Genomic DNA, 14,958 nt, shown 5'->3' with positions numbered 1-14,958 from the left:
GTTCGAGCTGCTCTACCATAGCCTCACATGGCCTGAGGAAACGTGCAGCTTGCTGTGTCTGCCGACGTTTACGAGCACTGATGAAACTCCAATGGGCGGCGGTAAGGTCCCTGCAACGCTGCTCGGACCTCGTTAACCGACACTGCGTTCCATTGAATCTAGTCGTATACGTACAACCGGAACTGAATTCTGTACCAGCAGTAACGGCCCACGGGCGTTGATGAAGGTCGTACATGCTCCCCTGTTTGTCCGCGTTTATAAGTTTGCTCTGGTCAGATTCGGGTCTCGTCATGATCGGGTTGCCAAACTCATAAGAGGACAAGCCGGGAGGCTCGCATGCGGGCGGTTCAGGGTGTTGTCGTTTCTCCAATCTTCGATGATCTCCCTGGCATTGAGGCCGTCGCGCAGGCGTCCGTCCCACGCGCTTGCCGCAAGACTTGGTGAAGCAAACTGCAAGGAACGGATTGTGCGATGAATTCACGCGCAGCTGTCAGCGAAACCGATCATCTGGCTCAAAAAGAAAGCTGGTGCAAAGGTAACCTATAGCGAACGGCATTCCGAAGCCATCCCGTTTCAAAAGATCCTAGAACGCGGCCGCGTCGGCGGATTCTTAAATTGAGCTTTCCCATTTCAAACTCTCGGATTCTTCACTTTGTGCAGGGAACAGACCCGCATCTGCGGCAGTTTCTAGCCAGTCGTTTCGCAGCGTTTTAGGGGCAAGCCATGAAAGTTCTTTCGGTCACTTCGGAGCTCTTCCCTCTGGTCAAGACCGGAGGCCTGGCAGATGTAACCGGGGCACTTCCCAAAGCCCTCTCAACTCACGGGGTCGAAACAAGAACCCTGCTTCCGGGCTATCCAAGGGTACTTGAACGGCTTGGCGATGCCAGCGTTCTTGCCGAACTCACATTACTCGGCGTGAAATGCCGTTTGCTATGTTCTGAAGTCGAGGCACTGGAACTCTACGTCCTGGATTCGCCTGACCTTTACGACCGCCGAGGTGGACTCTATGTGGACGAAAATGGCTTCGACTATCCAGACAACTGGAAACGATTTGCCGCGTTGTCGCTCGCCGGCGCCCTGCTCGCAGATGGCGAACTGGACCCTTGGCGACCGCACGTGGTTCATGCCCATGACTGGCAGGCCGCAATGACACCGGTATATTTGCGCCACAAGCTCGAGAGCACAACCCCGACGATGCTCACCATTCATAACCTGGCCTTTCAAGGGCAATTTTCCTTTGAGAGGCTTGGCGACTTGCAGTTGCCTTCGAAATCCTATGACATTGGTTGCTTGGAATATTATGGGTCCGCCAGTTTTCTAAAGGCGGGGATACAAACTGCAGACATCGTCACCACAGTCAGCCCGACCTATGCGCGTGAAATCCTAAGCGAAACTCTAGGCATGGGAATGGAAGGTGTGCTGCGTGCCAACAGGAGCAAGCTTAAAGGAATCGTCAATGGCATCGACACGGAGGTATGGAATCCGGCCAAGGATTCATGCTTGGTCGCAACGTTCGACACCGAAAAACTCACGCGTCGGGCCCTCAACCGGCAGCATCTCACGAAACTCTTTGACTTTGGCAATCCGCAGGGTCCAGTGTTTGCCGTCGTGAGCCGTCTCACTTGGCAGAAAGGCATAGACCTCCTTATCGAGGCGGTGCCACACCTCGTTCAGGCCGGGGGTCGACTCATTGTCTGCGGCCAAGGTGATCGGGACCTTCAGGACGGTTTAGCCAATCTGGCGAAGGAATATCCAGAGAAGGTCGCCGTCTCGATCGGGTACAATGAAGGCCTTGCCCATCTCATCTTTGGCGGATCGGACTTTTTGATCCAGCCATCCCGCTTTGAACCATGTGGCCTCACCCAGCTTTACGCGCTCCGTTATGGAGCCATTCCAATCGTCGGGAGAACAGGCGGACTTAGTGAGACCATCATTGACGCCAATGACGCTGCGACTGCTATTGAAACGGCGACTGGTATTCAATTCCATCCTGTGAACACCGATGAACTCAAGCATGCTATCGACAGGGCCTTTGAAATTCATGAGAACCACGAAAGCATGCGGAAACTACAGCGGCATGGAATGTCTGCGGATTTCACCTGGCAATGCAGTGCACGGCGCTATGCGCGAATGTTTCACGAGATGTCCCGTCTCTCACCGCGCATTGTTCCGCTTTCCGTCCCACCCGTGGCACGTAGGCTTCAAACCTCAACGAAGGCTAGCGCGGGTTAGTAAGAGGCTCAACCAACGGCGCCACCCGTTGAGTGGCTTACCCTCCGGATTCGATCCGCGACGGCTGTTGCCCGGAGCGGACCAGCGCAAAGCCGTACTTGCCGAGGATAACTGAGCCGTCACTCCACTTCTGTACTTCACGTGCGTGCAAAAACGAGCCCGGCCACAACGGCAAATCGACGTTGTTGCTGGTGAAATTCGCGCGCATCTGTAAAACGCCGTCCGCGAGCGGCCAATTGACGGCGACAATGCCATCATTCTCAACAACGACGACACCAGGTTGTACTTCCTTTAGCAGAGGGACCACCTTCCCGCCTCGCACCGTAAGCAGGCTTCTCAATTTCCCCCGAAATCGATCTTGGTATGGGGCGTCTACTGTCGAACGGAGTTTGCTTTTGAGGAAAGTGGCAGGGTTATTTGCATCGGGAATGTTTGCGATCGTCTTGCCTTGAGGAAGCCCGCCAAAGTTATCGGCCTCCTTCGCGCGGCCGTCCCAGATAGCTTCCGCCCGATCATCATCAGTGTCTACAAAGAAGTGAAACGGTTTGTGTTCGCCGTAGTCATCGCCCTGAAAGAGAAGCGGGATCTGTGGAGATAGAAGAAGAATTTCGAGCCACAAGCCATAGGCTTCCTCGTCAATCAAACTGATCAGCCTTTCGCCAAGTGCCCGATTGCCCGTTTGGTCGTGGTTTTGCAGGTAATGAACGAACGCACGCGGTGGCGGCTTGCGCCCTGGGGTTGGCGAGGCAAGTAAAGGTCGTCCTTCCAGCACATAGCCGCACGCTAGCGCTGCGTTCAAGCTCTTCCAGGGTTTTTTAGAAAATGGTGCGTAGTGCCCTCCTCCTTCGCCGGTGGCAGCCACGTGCATTGAATGGTGGAAATCGTCGTTCCAGTCCGCGTCAAACAACGGTCCGCAAGAGTGATCAAGCAACTCAATACTGTTCGCCGGATTCTCAGTGACCAAGTAGCGTCGTGGTCCGGGAACGTCGCGTCGGGTACTTTCGGAGAGCTCTTGTAGGATGTGAATAGGGCTGTCGTCCTCCATTTGGTCCACCGCATCCAGTCTAAGGCCGTCAAGGCGAAACTCGGTAAGCCAGTATACTGCGTTCTCGATGAAATAGCTGCGAACGGCCGACTGGCCGAAGTTCATGGCGGCTCCCCAGGGCGTGCTCTCCTTGCGGAAGAACTCGGGCGCGTAAGACAGTAGATGATTTCCTACAGGGCCGAAGTGATTGTAGACGACATCGAGGAATACCATCAGGCCAACATCGTGAGCCGCATCCACGAGGGCCTTGAACTCGTTGGGCGAACCGTATGTTCTATGCGGAGCATACTGCAGCACCCCGTCATAACCCCAACCACGGTTTCCGGGAAATTGAGCAATGGGCATGAGTTCTATCGCCGTGACCCCAAGGTCGGCCAACGACCTCAGACGCTCCATCGCGGAGCGGAAAGTGCCCGCCCGGGTAAACGTACCGATGTGAATTTCGCAGAAGACGGCCTCATCCCAGGGTCGGCTCTGCCAGTTTGCGGTCTGCCAAGAATAGTCTTTTTTGTCTGGGATCAGCGATGGGCCGTTGATATCGCTGGCCTGACCTCTGGAGGCGGGATCAGGAACAATGCGGCCGTCAGATAGTCGAAAGCCATAGGCGTCGCCCGGCCTCGCCTTGGCGACCACTCGGTGCCAGCCTGCTTCCGTTTTTGCCATGGAAAGCTCCCTGCCGCCCAAATGGAGGCGGATCTCGTTCTCTGAGGGGGCCCATACCTGAAACAGAACTTGTCCGTCTGGCCCCCAAGCCGGTCCCCAGCGTCCATCTTGGCTCCTGGTCATATCCTGTCCCATGTCTAACGCAGTAAACCCTGACCGCCGTCCACCCAGATCGGAGAACCCGTAATGTGCCTTGACCGATCTGAGGCGAGGAATGCCACGACTTCGGCAACATCCTCGGCCTTGCCAGGCACACCGCCCGTGATCGGCACCTGCCCCTCGGGCCAGATCACCGGAACGGCAGTTTCCTCTTCGCCCCGCATGTCGGTGCTGGTGTCGATGTTGGTTTCGATCTCGCCGGGACAAACGGCGTTGATGCGGATGCGATGGCGTGCCAGTTCGAGTGCCAACTGTTTTGTCATCGCGACCTGCCCGGCCTTGGTGACCGTATAGGCTGTGGCCCCGGGAGTAGTGAATGTCGTCGTGCCGTTTATCGAGGAGACAATGATAATCGAGCCGCCATTGGCCTTCATATGCGGAACGCCCAAATGCATTGTGAGGTATGTACCTCGAAGGTTAACCTCTATCGTCTTATCCCATTCATCGGGGCTGAGATCATCGATGGGTGCCCACACACCGTTGATGCCGGCATTTGCAACGAGGATGTCGAGTCGTCCGAACTTCTTGATAAACGCGGCAAATGCGCTCCGCATCTGATGTTCGTCCGAGACGTCAGCCAATAGTAAGAACGTCAATCCAGAGCCTGCAGCTATCTCTTGTGCTGTTCTCTCGAGTTCCTTGTGGGTTCGTCCGAGGAGACCAACTGCCGCTCCCTCCCGAGCCAGAGCAAACGCCACCGCGCGCCCAATTCCAGAGCCTGCGCCGGTAACAAGAGCGATTTTCCCTTCGAGCGTGTTTGTTGCCATGATACCCTCCAGGTTTAGGTAACACTTCCATCGATAGTTGGTTCCGGGACGCTGACCAATCTTGTCGCGTGTGGCATGGCCCAGCCGCTCTCGACACAAACTCCGGAAATCTGAGCTGCCTTCGTGGTTCTTGGCGGGGAGGATGCGTCGATGGTCGAAACCCCGACCAGGAAGGTCACGCCAACAGCCAATACAAAGCAAATCAGCCGCTTTCGACGGGCGGCGGCTTTTCGTCAGTTGAGGCCGGCACGCATCACCGGCGCGGCAGACAGCGATCCGAGCGCAATCTCTTCCCGGGCCGGCGCGGTATTCGGCTTCAACAAGTTGTGTACAATGGTGTCACCTATCCCGGGATGACCCTATTCAACTTATCAATGCACGCATCGGCCAGGTTAGTGGATTCGGACTAGCAAGCAATATCGGTTCGGATCCGGCCAAAAACTACATTGCTTGGCCCTATGGTGCTGTTTTCCGCTCCAAACGCGATCAACACGGGGACAATTTGGCCGGTATGGGAGCGGCCGGAGAAATGGCGACTGTCGTGTCCAGCAAACTATCGCTGTTCGCCGTCCTGTCGCTCTCCCTTCAGATTGCCTTCTCTTACAAAACTTGCCCGCGCTATCCGAAATGGCTGACCTTTGTTGGTCTGACCTAGGTCGCCGTACTATTCGTCGTCGAAATCGACTGGCCAGCAACGCTAAACGGGTTTGTGTGGCCAACCTTTCCGCTGGCCGGTGACAGCTTTACGATGATCGTCACAATCTTCGGCAGGAGTGCTTACCTGTTCTTCTGGCGAGCCAAAAGTGTGGAAAATTGAAGCCGATGAGGAAGCAGAACCGATAAAGGAAGCTCCTGAACACGCACGCGCCGAACTCAAACGAATTCGGTGGGGTACATTTATCGGGATGGCCATTTCCAACCTCGTTGGTATCGCGATCATCATGCGTACAGCTGCCACTCTTCATGCTGGCGGCAAGACGGAAGTGAGCAGGGCGGCGGACGTAGCTGAAGCTCTCCGTCGTCAGAGAGTCGATGGCGGCCTCCTCGTATGCGGCCGAAAAGAACGCAAGCGAGATTTGCGGCAAGCCAATTGCGACTGGGATCGCGACTGCCGGGCAACCAGATGTCGGCGCCGGTACCCCGCCTGCTCACTGATGGTGATCGGGGGTACATGAACCATCCTGCGTTTGGCGCGGCATTGATCGAGATCGATCCGCAGACGAACACGCCACCCAGCAAGAAACTCTCTAGGACGAAGGCACCGAACCGGGAAACGGCAATTCGCGGCGAGCATGGGCAAGATCAAATGCTTCGAAAATCGGCACGGACGAACAGGAACATCATGCCTGTGCCGGGGTACGTATAGACCTGATTGTATCGGCCGAATCCGGGTCATTGTTCAAGCCCGTTGGGCCCGAACCAACAGGCTAAGCAGCCCTGGCCGACCGTACCAAAGTCCAATCTCGGTATTGGTGACCGGGTGTGATGATGGGGATGTTTGCGCCGGACCATGCCCTAACCGACCGCGAGCATGAAGTTATGGGGGGTTAGACGGAACAAATCATCACTGAGATCGCTTTAGCTCGGTAGAGGCAAGGTGTTCGGAGCTTTCAATGGCTGTCTATTCATCTTCGAACGGTTTTTCAGCTGCATATCCTTTGCAATCGTTTTTCGTGCCGTTTCCACTTGTGTGCTTTACTCTGGCACTGTTAACCGACCTCGCATTCTGGCAGAGCGGTGGAAACCTGATGTGGCTGAATTTCTCGTCTTGGCTGCTCTTCGCGGGGCTTATCTTCGGCGTCCTAGGGATCATAGCTGGCTTGTTGGACCTTGCTCGCCGTCGCACGCGCCCCTTGCGGGCTGGTCTGCCGGCGACTGTGCTCTATTTATTAATCCTTGCTCTAGCGCTTGTGAATAGCTTGGTTCATGCCAGCGATGGCTGGACCGCCGTCGTGCCGTACGGGTTGGTATTGTCGGCCGCGACTGTTCTCCTGTCAGTCGCTGTAGCCATTGTATCTGCTCGAAAATATTCATGCTTGGAGTGGAGGACCGAACAATGAAGCACGCCTTTCTCTGCGTGCCCTTGCTCTATTGTTGTTCGGCAGCGTTTGGAGCGATTGCGGTGGCTCAAGATGGGGGTTTTGATCCATCGCAGCAAATCGGTCCTGATCCGGTCCTGCCAGAACCGCAACGCGGACTGCTTCCGGACCTGAAAGTTGCCGAAGTCATTGGCTGGAACGATGGCGAAACGCCCACCGTCGCGGACGGACTTGCCGTCACCGCCTATGCGACCGACCTTGCCAACCCAAGGACCCTGCATACGCTTCCAAATGGAGATGTTCTGATTGTCCAGTCAAAGGCGCCAGAGGGCAAGCCACTGAGCCGTCCCAAGGATTTCATTCGTGGTTGGATCATGTCCCTTTCCCGTGGTGGTGACGGTGAGTCGAAAGAAACGAACTTGATCACTCTCGTCCGCGACGTCGATCGGGATGGGATAGTGGATGAACGTCACGACCTGCTTGCAAAACTTGATTCGCCGTTCGGATTGGCCTGGATCGACAACATACTTTATGTGGCGACCGCCGCCGCAATCGTTAGCTATCCCTACGAACTTGGACAGAACGAGATTACGGCTCAGCCGACTGTGCTGACGCCCCTCCCTGGGGGGCCACTTAATCACCATTGGACAAAGGATCTCGCATTGAGCCCCGACGGCCGGATGCTCTACGTATCCGTTGGATCGAACTCGAACGTTGGCGAGAACGGGTTGGAGGCAGAGAAAGGGCGGGCGGCCATATGGCAGGTGGATAGGAGGACAGGTTTGTCCCGCACTTTTGCTTCGGGACTTCGCAACCCCAACGGTCTGACCTTTCACCCCGAAACCGGAGAGCTCTGGACTGTTGTCAACGAACGTGACGAACTCGGTCCAAATCTCGTGCCTGACTATATGACGTCCGTGAAAGAGGGGGGGTTTTACGGCTGGCCGTGGAGCTATTTTGGAAACCATGTCGACGAGCGGGTCTATCCGCCGCGGCCCGATATGGTGGAAAGGGCAATCTCGCCCGACTATGCGCTGTCCAGCCATGTCGCCGCGCTCGGGATGGAATTCAGCATGAGTTCCGCAATGCCTGCCGCCTACAAGTCGGGAGCATTCGTCGGCCAACATGGCAGCTGGAATCGTGACACGTTCAACGGTTACAAGGTCGTCTACATCCCCTTTGAGCAAGGAAAGCCATCTGGCAAGGCACAGGACTTGGTAACCGGCTTCATTGACGGTGATCAGGCTCGGGGTCGCCCCGTCGGCTTGGGAATGGACGGCACCGGCGCCTTGCTTGTTGCCGATGACGCGGGCAACGCCGTCTGGCGAATATCATCCGAAGCTTCGACAATCCTGTCGCAGCCACTGGGGACAGATCGCGTTGGACTAGGCAAGACGCCCCAATAAGCGGGCGCGCTGCATTCGCGCGGGGACGGGTTTTTATTCTTCTGGTTTTGCTGTCATGCGCTCCGCAGGCGAAGTATGTCGCCGCAAAAAATGCGGCATTATGGAAAATCGACGGGAAGTTGGAAGAGCTGCGGCGCGAGGCCGCCGTCCTCGAAGCGCAGAAATCCGCATTCAGGTGATCAGGGTTTATGAGCATGGCTTTGAACGGGTTGGGCCGCCTTCGAAGGCATGCCGTTCCTCCTCACGCGAAACCGCGAGCGGCCGTGTACCGAACTCCTCAAGGGCAGGAATAACCGTCATACCATCCTCGAGATCCTGCGCCGCTCCAAGCGCCCGGCAACGACAGCGGAGATTGCCGATAAGTTCGCAAGCGAGGCCGACTTAGGGCGCGAAACGGTCCGGTTGGCGTCCGCCCTCAAGAGCAGGTTCTCCGCGGCGCTGAATGGTTTAGTGAAACTAGGACTGGTGCGACAGGCTGGCACCGCAGATGGCCGCCGTCACCTCTGGCCCTGGCTGTCAGTGGCTCATTGATCCTGTTTTTTGCAGATGTCGAGCTTTGTGGCACTTGATCCATATGCCGTTGATTTGCACCAGATCCGCGCGTAGCTCCATACCGGCCAGCGATCGTACTCGAGCCGCATCGAAGGACGTGATACGTAACCGCACCGATCACATGTACAAAACCGGTCGGAGAACCACTTCCATGGACCGGGAAATCCATACGTGTCCCCGGACCAATTAACATCTTCAGGAACATCTTGGGCGCCGCAGCGTTAAGACACACTCGCAGGAGAAATGCGATGAGTGAAATCTCGACGGCAGATCAGGCATATTCCGCGCAGGTGATTATACCGGCTAAGGTGGATTTGACGCTCGCCAGCGATGCCCTAGATCAAATTAGCGTGCCCGCCGATATCAATGGGGACAATCTCATGAGTGCACGACCGACATATGTGAGCGAGGTGATGCAAACGCGTTTTGCCACCATTTCCCCAAGTGACTCTGCCCAGTCGGCCGCAAGGCTTATGGCAGAACTCGACATTGACCTGCTCCCTGTGGAAGCTCCGGGCGTGGGTACCATTATCGGTATCGTGCGGGACCGGGACATTGTGACAGCGGTGGTAGCATCGGGCCGCGTTAACACCACCGCGGTCATGGAGTTCATGACACCAGTTGAAGAGCCCTGCGCACCTACCGATGAACTTCGCACCGCCGTAGGGAAAATCAAACGAGCTTCTTGCTCAAGCATAGTGGTATTGGACAGCGAGCATCGTGCGGTGGGCATCCTGGCGCGTTCAACCGCAGAATGCGCTTTGCAGGAGGAAGTGTAGTGTCAATATTTGCCAGTGACCGCTTATGGGACGAGGTCGTATTCATCGAGACACCAAAGCGGTTCCTTCGGGTTGCCAGCTGCCGTGACGCGATCTTATGCCTTCGGCGATACTGGTGGGGCTGCGATCAGCTAGCGCGGCAGACGGCGCTGAAGGCATGCGATAATGCACTTCGTGGCCTCGAAGACCCCAAGATGGCACGCAGAGCCTTTGTGCGGGCAGCCAAGGAGGCAGGGTTTCAGGTGAGGAGCTGGACCTAATACTGGAGAAGATCTCGGGATCGGAGGCAAATTGCCGCCGCCTTGGGCTTCGGTCGGGTCCTGCCACGGTCATCCTCCACGTCATCTCGCCTGGAACAAGCAAGCGGGACTACGGGTCGCCCCGCCACCTTCACGTCGATGAAATCGTCCTCGAGCTCTTGTTCCAAGTTGTTCTCAGGGACGTGCGTCACGTCGGATTGCTACTCGGCGTGCAAATTTAACCCTCTTGCCGAGTGAACCTTCGGGCTGGGCCATTGAAACGCGTCAAACCGCCTGCTGAGCGAGTTGAGATTCGATGGCGACAAATAGCCAAAGGCTGAATGCAGCCGTTTGGCATTGTAAATCCGCTCGATGAACCTGGGAAACTGTTCAGCCATGGTGAGCTGGCCGATCTTGCCTTCAAGCGCCGCAATGTGGACCTCGTACTGGGAAATGACGCTGGCCTCAGCTTCCACATTGTTCAGATCGCCGTGATGGAACTGCGTCTTTCGAGACGCTGTGTGTCCGCTGTGCGCCGCGCGGTCCGATGACCGTTTCGGATAACGTGGCAAAGCTGCAACTTGAACGGCGTCGAATGCCGACGATATGGATGAACTGCCCCCCATTTCGACCGGCCAGTTGGCATAAGCCAAAAGGCTCAAGGCTTGGGGGACAGGCTTATGTCTAACGAGTATCGACGTGATGAATTGCTGACGGGTGATGTCCGCCGCACGCCTTCACCAGAGTTACTACGGATCACTGTATCCCACTGCAGAAATCCGCAGCGAGTGTAATGCCGGGTCGGTACGGAAGATCAACCCTCCGTTCGCCGTGGAATTCATGGGCACATAGTCGAAGGTCGTCTCGATCGTCTCCAGCGCCCGATCGCCGTCCAGGATTTCGCCCCTGACGACAACGCCGGCCGCTGTCGCCCTGGCTGTATTGGCGATCTCGAACCGCACGTGGTACCCGGCGCCCTCCCCGGTCGTGCCGAGAATTCGAACGGAGAGTTCCGGTGCGGGATCTCGGGGACCGAGGGCATCCCAGCCGATGTACCCGATCAGCGCCAGGACGAACAGTAGCGACACCAGACCCGTCAGCCACTCGATCCAATGAGGGTTGCTCTTCTCGGTCGACTTCGGATTTGACAGGGTTGTCATCGGTACACCTATAGAATGAGACGCGCCGACGCAGCGCCGATCCCGCTCGGAAATCCGAGTACCCCCGCGGTTATGGCCGCCTCGACAAGATCGGTGTCGTCGAAGCGATGGAAAGTCCAGAGGCAATAGACACTGACCAAGAAAGCCACCAGGTAGCCGGGAACAGTGAACCGCACGAAGGCATGCCAGCCCGTCGTCCCCTCCTCCAGCCCATGCCCGCCGGAGAACGAGAGCGCGTAGACAAACCCGTGCATGAGCGCGATCGAAGCAAGGATGACGGCGATCGCATGCCACGGGGTCATCTTGTAGGACAGCAGGATCATTTCCTCCGTCGGAGCGACATTGAGGCCCAGGAACAAGGCTCCGACCGCCATCATGAAGAGTTCGCCGGCATAACTGGCGTCGGCAGGCGGGCATTCCCCGTCTTTGTCGTCCTGGTGCTGGCCGAGCTGGCTTCGTCCAAGCAAGGCGCCAATGCTCGCGGGAACGGCCTGGAGCGCGACCATGCCGACGATCTCGGTGGCAGCCTGGCCAAACCGAAGAACGCCGATTGCTACAAGGATGGCAGCACTCGCCAGCATCCCGAGGAAATAGGCGATCGCGGCGTCGCGAATTGCCTCGCGCCAGGAGGACGTCCGTTCAAACCCGATGCGGCGGGCGAGGATGATCAACAGCGGCACGTTGACGGTCAGCAAGAGAAGAAGCCTGGTCCGGTCGATGTAAAACCCGAGTTCCCACATCTCCATCGTCAGAAACATCGGCAGAGCGAAAAGGAGAGCGCCCGCGACCCCGCGCGACAGGCCGACGACGAAGCGTCTGTGGTCGAAATCCGGACCTGTTCCAGGACTGGGCATGTAACCTCGCTCAACGGAACTGAAATAGACTGGCGTCCGGATCCTTGTGCCCCAATATCGCGCAGGAGATCATCTCCGCGGCGATCTGGCTGAACGTGATGCCGTTTCCGCCATAGCCCATGGCTGCGTACACGTTTTTCAGACCCGGGACGGCACCGATCATCGGAAGTCCGTCGGATGTTACGCCAAACGCGGCGCCCCATCGATAGGCGGGTTCTTCGATTGACTGACCCAACAGTTCCTCGAGTTTTTTGCGTATCCGGCTCGCCTTGCGTTCCAGCTTTCCCGGGTCGTTAAACGCGGTCTCGTCCTCCTCGTCCTCCCCTCCCGCGACGATGCGGCCGTCGGGCGTCGCGCGAAAATAGAGATATGGTTGTGAGGCTTCCCACACGAGGAAGTCCTTCAGCCAGTTCGGCAGCGGGTGGCGGGTGCGAGTTGCCATTGCCCAGGTCGAGACGGTATTATGGCTTGTGTTCGCGACCGCGGCCAGGAATTCGTAGCCGGTACAGAACACGACGTGCCTCGCCCTGACGAGTTGGCCCTTCGATGTCGCGACGACGTTGGCTTCGTCCAGGCTGACGATATCGGTGATTTCGACGCCCTCGACGATCTCGACTCCATTTGCCCGGGCCCTTCTGAGCAAACCTGCGGTCAATTGCGCCGGGTTTGCGGAGGCCGAGATGTCCGAAACGAGGGCGGCGGACCGTTCGATGCCAAATTTCACTTTCAATTCTGCTTGGGTCCAAAGCTCTACTGCAATCCCGGCGTCGCTCCGCGCCGCACACTCTGCTTTCAGCGCTCTCGAGCCGTAACTCTCGCCCGCGAGATAGAGGCTCCGCTTCCGCGCGAACTGGCACTCCAGTCCCTGGAGACGGACCAGCGCATCGAGGCCTTCGACTGCCTTGGCGGAACGCTGCCACACACGCTGTGCTGGCTCGATCCCCTTGATCGCGACAAGGCGATGCAGTGGCACATCGATCTCGTGCTGGATCATGGCCGTGCTGGCCATGCTGCTTCCGTGCACAGGTCGTCGACGGTCGATGACGAAGATGCCAAGGCCGGTCCCGAGCATTGCATTCGCCATTAATGCACCGCCTATTCCCGCCCCAACGATGAGCACATCGATCGAGACGTCGGGGATGCAGTTTAAGGCCGGCACGCTGATGTGAGGCGTGACCGCCCACAAGGGTCGATTTGAGCGGAGCTGGCGTTTTCGTGTCAGGGATTGCAACTCACACCTCTCAGCAGACAGTTCTCCGATGGCGACAACGCGAAAGCGGCGAATTCGTTGCAATAGCCGAGCATCTCGCTATGGCTACCGTCCAGGCCACTGAGGACGAAGTGCACATGTTGTTGTGTCGTTAAGCGAAACGAACTGGTTTGGAGCGCGTTGTCGGTCCGAATAAATTGTCCCGATAGGCACGCTAGCCTACCACGGGCTGTCGCTTGAGTTGCAGGCGCCAAACAATAATTGCGCCGCAGATGGCGGTCAAAGCGAACCCAGACCGGCTTCGTCCGAGGCCCAACAATCGAGATGCCTGCCCCTTTGGGCTTCAGGGTTGGCTCTTTTCTCGGGTAAAGGGCCGCGCGAATCGCTGAGCGGCCGTGCGCGGATTGCATCCAGAAAGAAGACGAGCATTCCGCAGAAAATCAGAGCAGCGCGATGCCCGACATGACAGCGTCGCAACGAGTACCGCCCACGAAGCAACCCTCTTCTTATCGCGGCGCCGGCAAAGGGGAGGCACCGGATCAATGCAGCGTCCCACCGCTGGGAGCGATGAACCGCTTCCGGAACAATTGCACAAGGCGGCAGTTTCTGAGACACCCAGATACAAGGAGAATCGCCATGGAAGAACCACGCAGCAGCGATGTAACTAGCCCGGGCACGTCCGAGGAGACAGTTAAGGTAGGTGTAGCGGCAACGCGACCCGGTCCCTTGGGCCGGCCGGTGGCCGTCGTGCTCGCCGGTGCGTTGGTTCTCGCTGCGGTCGCTTGGGTGGCTGCAGAGTACTGGGGTGAGGCTCACGACGGCGAGATTGAGAATACCATCGGGCAGCCGGCCGTAACAGATCCGACCTCACCTTCCAGCGCGCCATCTCAAAGCGATCCGGCCAGTTCTGCACCTACCGATAGGGACCCTACGCCTCCCTCCAGCACAGGCGGCGACAGCCAGACCACGGAAACGGACGGCACGAATTAAGTCCCAGCGCGGCAGCAGTCGCGTGGGATGACGCGTATTCCAGAAGAAAGCCCCGCGTCAAACGCGGGGCTAAAGTAATTGTTTTTGCGCGGCGATCGCCTTGCCAAGCCAAATTATCAGCGAGTCTTATTGGCCTCACTTGACTGGTTTGCTCCGTCGGAGGTCGTCGTAGTGCCGGCTATTTGATAATCGGATTCGGAAGAGGACTTGGGCGAAACGCGCAGATTGTTCTGAACATTCTTCACGCCGGAGATTTCCTCAACGCAATCTTCGGCCCGTCTTTTCTGATCCCGGCTCTGAACCGTACCGCTGAGAGTGACCTCGCCCTTCTCAACATTCACTTCGATTTCGGTCGCGTCGACGTCCGCGTCGTCACAAAGGCGATCACAGGCATCTTCGCGAATGCGGCTATCCGTGCGCTCGTATCCTTTTGGACCTCGGCCCTGGAACTGACCGGTGGCCTGCCTACCGAATTGGGCCGCTCGACTGGCGTAATTTGAGCCGGGATCTCGGTGTCCCATGCCGCTGCTTCCGCTGAAGCCACGATCACCATACCCTTGCTCGGTCATGTCGCTTTCAAATTCGCCAAAACCGCGGCCCGGGCGTTGTCCGCCAAAGCCACCGCCGACCCGTTCACCAAACGACGTACCACGGTTCCACGACACATCTGTCTCCCCGAAATTTCGCCGTCCCGAGCCGCTGTCGTCCTCCCATTCCCTCCCGCCGAACCTCTGACGCTGGCGGTGGTCATCGCCCTCCCAGGACCCAGGTTGTGAACCCCTTTCATTGCGTTCGTGGTCGCGGCTACGGCTGAATTGTCCGGCTTCGTATTGGTCTTGCCGGCGATAGTGATCATTTGCCAT

At 57.5% G+C, this 14,958-nt stretch carries 14 protein-coding genes; 7 read left to right on the top strand and 7 right to left on the bottom strand.

What is annotated here, in order from left to right:
* Positions 1-723 precede the first annotated feature (723 nt).
* Positions 724-2,232 (top strand): glycogen synthase GlgA, encoded by a 1,509-nt coding sequence (gene glgA, locus OCK02_RS24360; protein ID WP_263815282.1) that lies wholly within the window; start codon positions 724-726, stop codon positions 2,230-2,232.
* A 37-nt stretch (positions 2,233-2,269) separates the two neighbouring features.
* Here glgA and treZ read toward each other — a convergent pair whose 3' ends face one another.
* Positions 2,270-4,063 (bottom strand): malto-oligosyltrehalose trehalohydrolase, encoded by a 1,794-nt coding sequence (gene treZ, locus OCK02_RS24355; protein WP_263815281.1) that lies wholly within the window; start codon positions 4,061-4,063, stop codon positions 2,270-2,272.
* A 14-nt stretch (positions 4,064-4,077) separates the two neighbouring features.
* Entirely contained in the window at positions 4,078-4,866 is a 789-nt protein-coding gene (locus tag OCK02_RS24350) for an SDR family oxidoreductase (RefSeq protein ID WP_263815280.1), read from the bottom strand.
* A 150-nt stretch (positions 4,867-5,016) separates the two neighbouring features.
* Between OCK02_RS24350 and OCK02_RS24345 the strand changes: the two genes are divergently transcribed.
* The 6 genes from OCK02_RS24345 (at position 5,017) to OCK02_RS24325 (ending at position 9,902) form a co-directional block, all read left to right on the top strand.
* Entirely contained in the window at positions 5,017-5,223 is a 207-nt protein-coding gene (locus OCK02_RS24345; RefSeq protein ID WP_263815279.1) for a hypothetical protein, read from the top strand.
* A 416-nt stretch (positions 5,224-5,639) separates the two neighbouring features.
* Positions 5,640-6,041 (top strand): divalent metal cation transporter, encoded by a 402-nt coding sequence (locus OCK02_RS26295; RefSeq protein ID WP_412178916.1) that lies wholly within the window; start codon positions 5,640-5,642, stop codon positions 6,039-6,041.
* Positions 6,042-6,479: 438 nt separating this feature from the next.
* A complete protein-coding gene (locus tag OCK02_RS24340) occupies positions 6,480-6,926 on the top strand; it encodes a DUF2231 domain-containing protein (protein ID WP_263815278.1) in 447 nt (148 codons plus the stop codon).
* The gene (locus tag OCK02_RS24335) at positions 6,923-8,311 is read left to right on the top strand and encodes a PQQ-dependent sugar dehydrogenase (protein WP_263815277.1); all 1,389 of its coding nucleotides are present in this window, start codon (positions 6,923-6,925) and stop codon (positions 8,309-8,311) included. Before OCK02_RS24340 ends, OCK02_RS24335 begins: the two co-directional genes overlap by 4 nt.
* Positions 8,312-9,111: 800 nt before the next feature.
* Positions 9,112-9,642 (top strand): CBS domain-containing protein, encoded by a 531-nt coding sequence (locus OCK02_RS24330; RefSeq protein ID WP_263815276.1) that lies wholly within the window; start codon positions 9,112-9,114, stop codon positions 9,640-9,642.
* Positions 9,618-9,902 carry a DUF982 domain-containing protein gene (locus tag OCK02_RS24325; protein ID WP_263815275.1) on the top strand — a complete coding sequence of 95 codons (285 nt, stop codon included), beginning with the start codon at positions 9,618-9,620 and terminating at the stop codon, positions 9,900-9,902. The genes OCK02_RS24330 and OCK02_RS24325 overlap by 25 nt, the downstream gene beginning before the upstream one ends.
* Positions 9,903-10,102: 200 nt before the next feature.
* Here OCK02_RS24325 and OCK02_RS24320 read toward each other — a convergent pair whose 3' ends face one another.
* The 5 genes from OCK02_RS24320 to OCK02_RS24300 form a co-directional block, all read right to left on the bottom strand.
* Positions 10,103-10,534 (bottom strand): hypothetical protein, encoded by a 432-nt coding sequence (locus OCK02_RS24320; protein ID WP_263815274.1) that lies wholly within the window; start codon positions 10,532-10,534, stop codon positions 10,103-10,105.
* Positions 10,535-10,630: 96 nt separating this feature from the next.
* On the bottom strand, positions 10,631-11,041 hold the full coding sequence (locus tag OCK02_RS24315; RefSeq protein ID WP_263815273.1) for a TIGR02588 family protein: 411 nt from the start codon (positions 11,039-11,041) through the stop codon (positions 10,631-10,633).
* 8 nt (positions 11,042-11,049) lie between these two features.
* On the bottom strand, positions 11,050-11,895 hold the full coding sequence (locus tag OCK02_RS24310) for a TIGR02587 family membrane protein (RefSeq protein ID WP_263815272.1): 846 nt from the start codon (positions 11,893-11,895) through the stop codon (positions 11,050-11,052).
* A 10-nt stretch (positions 11,896-11,905) separates the two neighbouring features.
* Positions 11,906-13,081: an FAD-binding oxidoreductase gene (locus OCK02_RS24305; protein WP_318530306.1), complete on the bottom strand. Its 1,176-nt coding sequence runs from the start codon at positions 13,079-13,081 to the stop codon at positions 11,906-11,908.
* Positions 13,082-14,211: 1,130 nt separating this feature from the next.
* Positions 14,212-14,958 (bottom strand): BON domain-containing protein, encoded by a 747-nt coding sequence (locus OCK02_RS24300; protein ID WP_263815271.1) that lies wholly within the window; start codon positions 14,956-14,958, stop codon positions 14,212-14,214.

The sequence above is a fragment of the Rhizobium sp. TRM96647 genome, from assembly GCF_025780115.1.
Classification (GTDB): domain Bacteria; phylum Pseudomonadota; class Alphaproteobacteria; order Rhizobiales; family Rhizobiaceae; genus Mycoplana.
The sequence above is the reverse complement of the archived record's forward strand: the minus strand, read 5'-3'. Positions and strand labels throughout refer to the sequence as shown.

Excerpts from the sequence above, each read along its gene's own strand:
- OCK02_RS24330 (WP_263815276.1), top strand. The coding sequence starts at position 9,112 with ATGAGTGAAATCTCGACGGCAGATCAGGCATATTCCGCGCAGGTGATT.
- OCK02_RS24335 (WP_263815277.1), top strand. The coding sequence starts at position 6,923 with ATGAAGCACGCCTTTCTCTGCGTGCCCTTGCTCTATTGTTGTTCGGCA.
- OCK02_RS24315 (WP_263815273.1), bottom strand. The coding sequence starts at position 11,041 with ATGACAACCCTGTCAAATCCGAAGTCGACCGAGAAGAGCAACCCTCAT.
- OCK02_RS24300 (WP_263815271.1), bottom strand. The coding sequence starts at position 14,958 with ATGGCAAATGATCACTATCGCCGGCAAGACCAATACGAAGCCGGACAA.
- glgA (WP_263815282.1), top strand. The coding sequence starts at position 724 with ATGAAAGTTCTTTCGGTCACTTCGGAGCTCTTCCCTCTGGTCAAGACC.
- treZ (WP_263815281.1), bottom strand. The coding sequence starts at position 4,063 with ATGACCAGGAGCCAAGATGGACGCTGGGGACCGGCTTGGGGGCCAGAC.
- OCK02_RS24340 (WP_263815278.1), top strand. The coding sequence starts at position 6,480 with ATGGCTGTCTATTCATCTTCGAACGGTTTTTCAGCTGCATATCCTTTG.
- OCK02_RS24325 (WP_263815275.1), top strand. The coding sequence starts at position 9,618 with ATGCGCTTTGCAGGAGGAAGTGTAGTGTCAATATTTGCCAGTGACCGC.
- OCK02_RS24350 (WP_263815280.1), bottom strand. The coding sequence starts at position 4,866 with ATGGCAACAAACACGCTCGAAGGGAAAATCGCTCTTGTTACCGGCGCA.
- OCK02_RS24310 (WP_263815272.1), bottom strand. The coding sequence starts at position 11,895 with ATGCCCAGTCCTGGAACAGGTCCGGATTTCGACCACAGACGCTTCGTC.
- OCK02_RS24345 (WP_263815279.1), top strand. The coding sequence starts at position 5,017 with ATGGTCGAAACCCCGACCAGGAAGGTCACGCCAACAGCCAATACAAAG.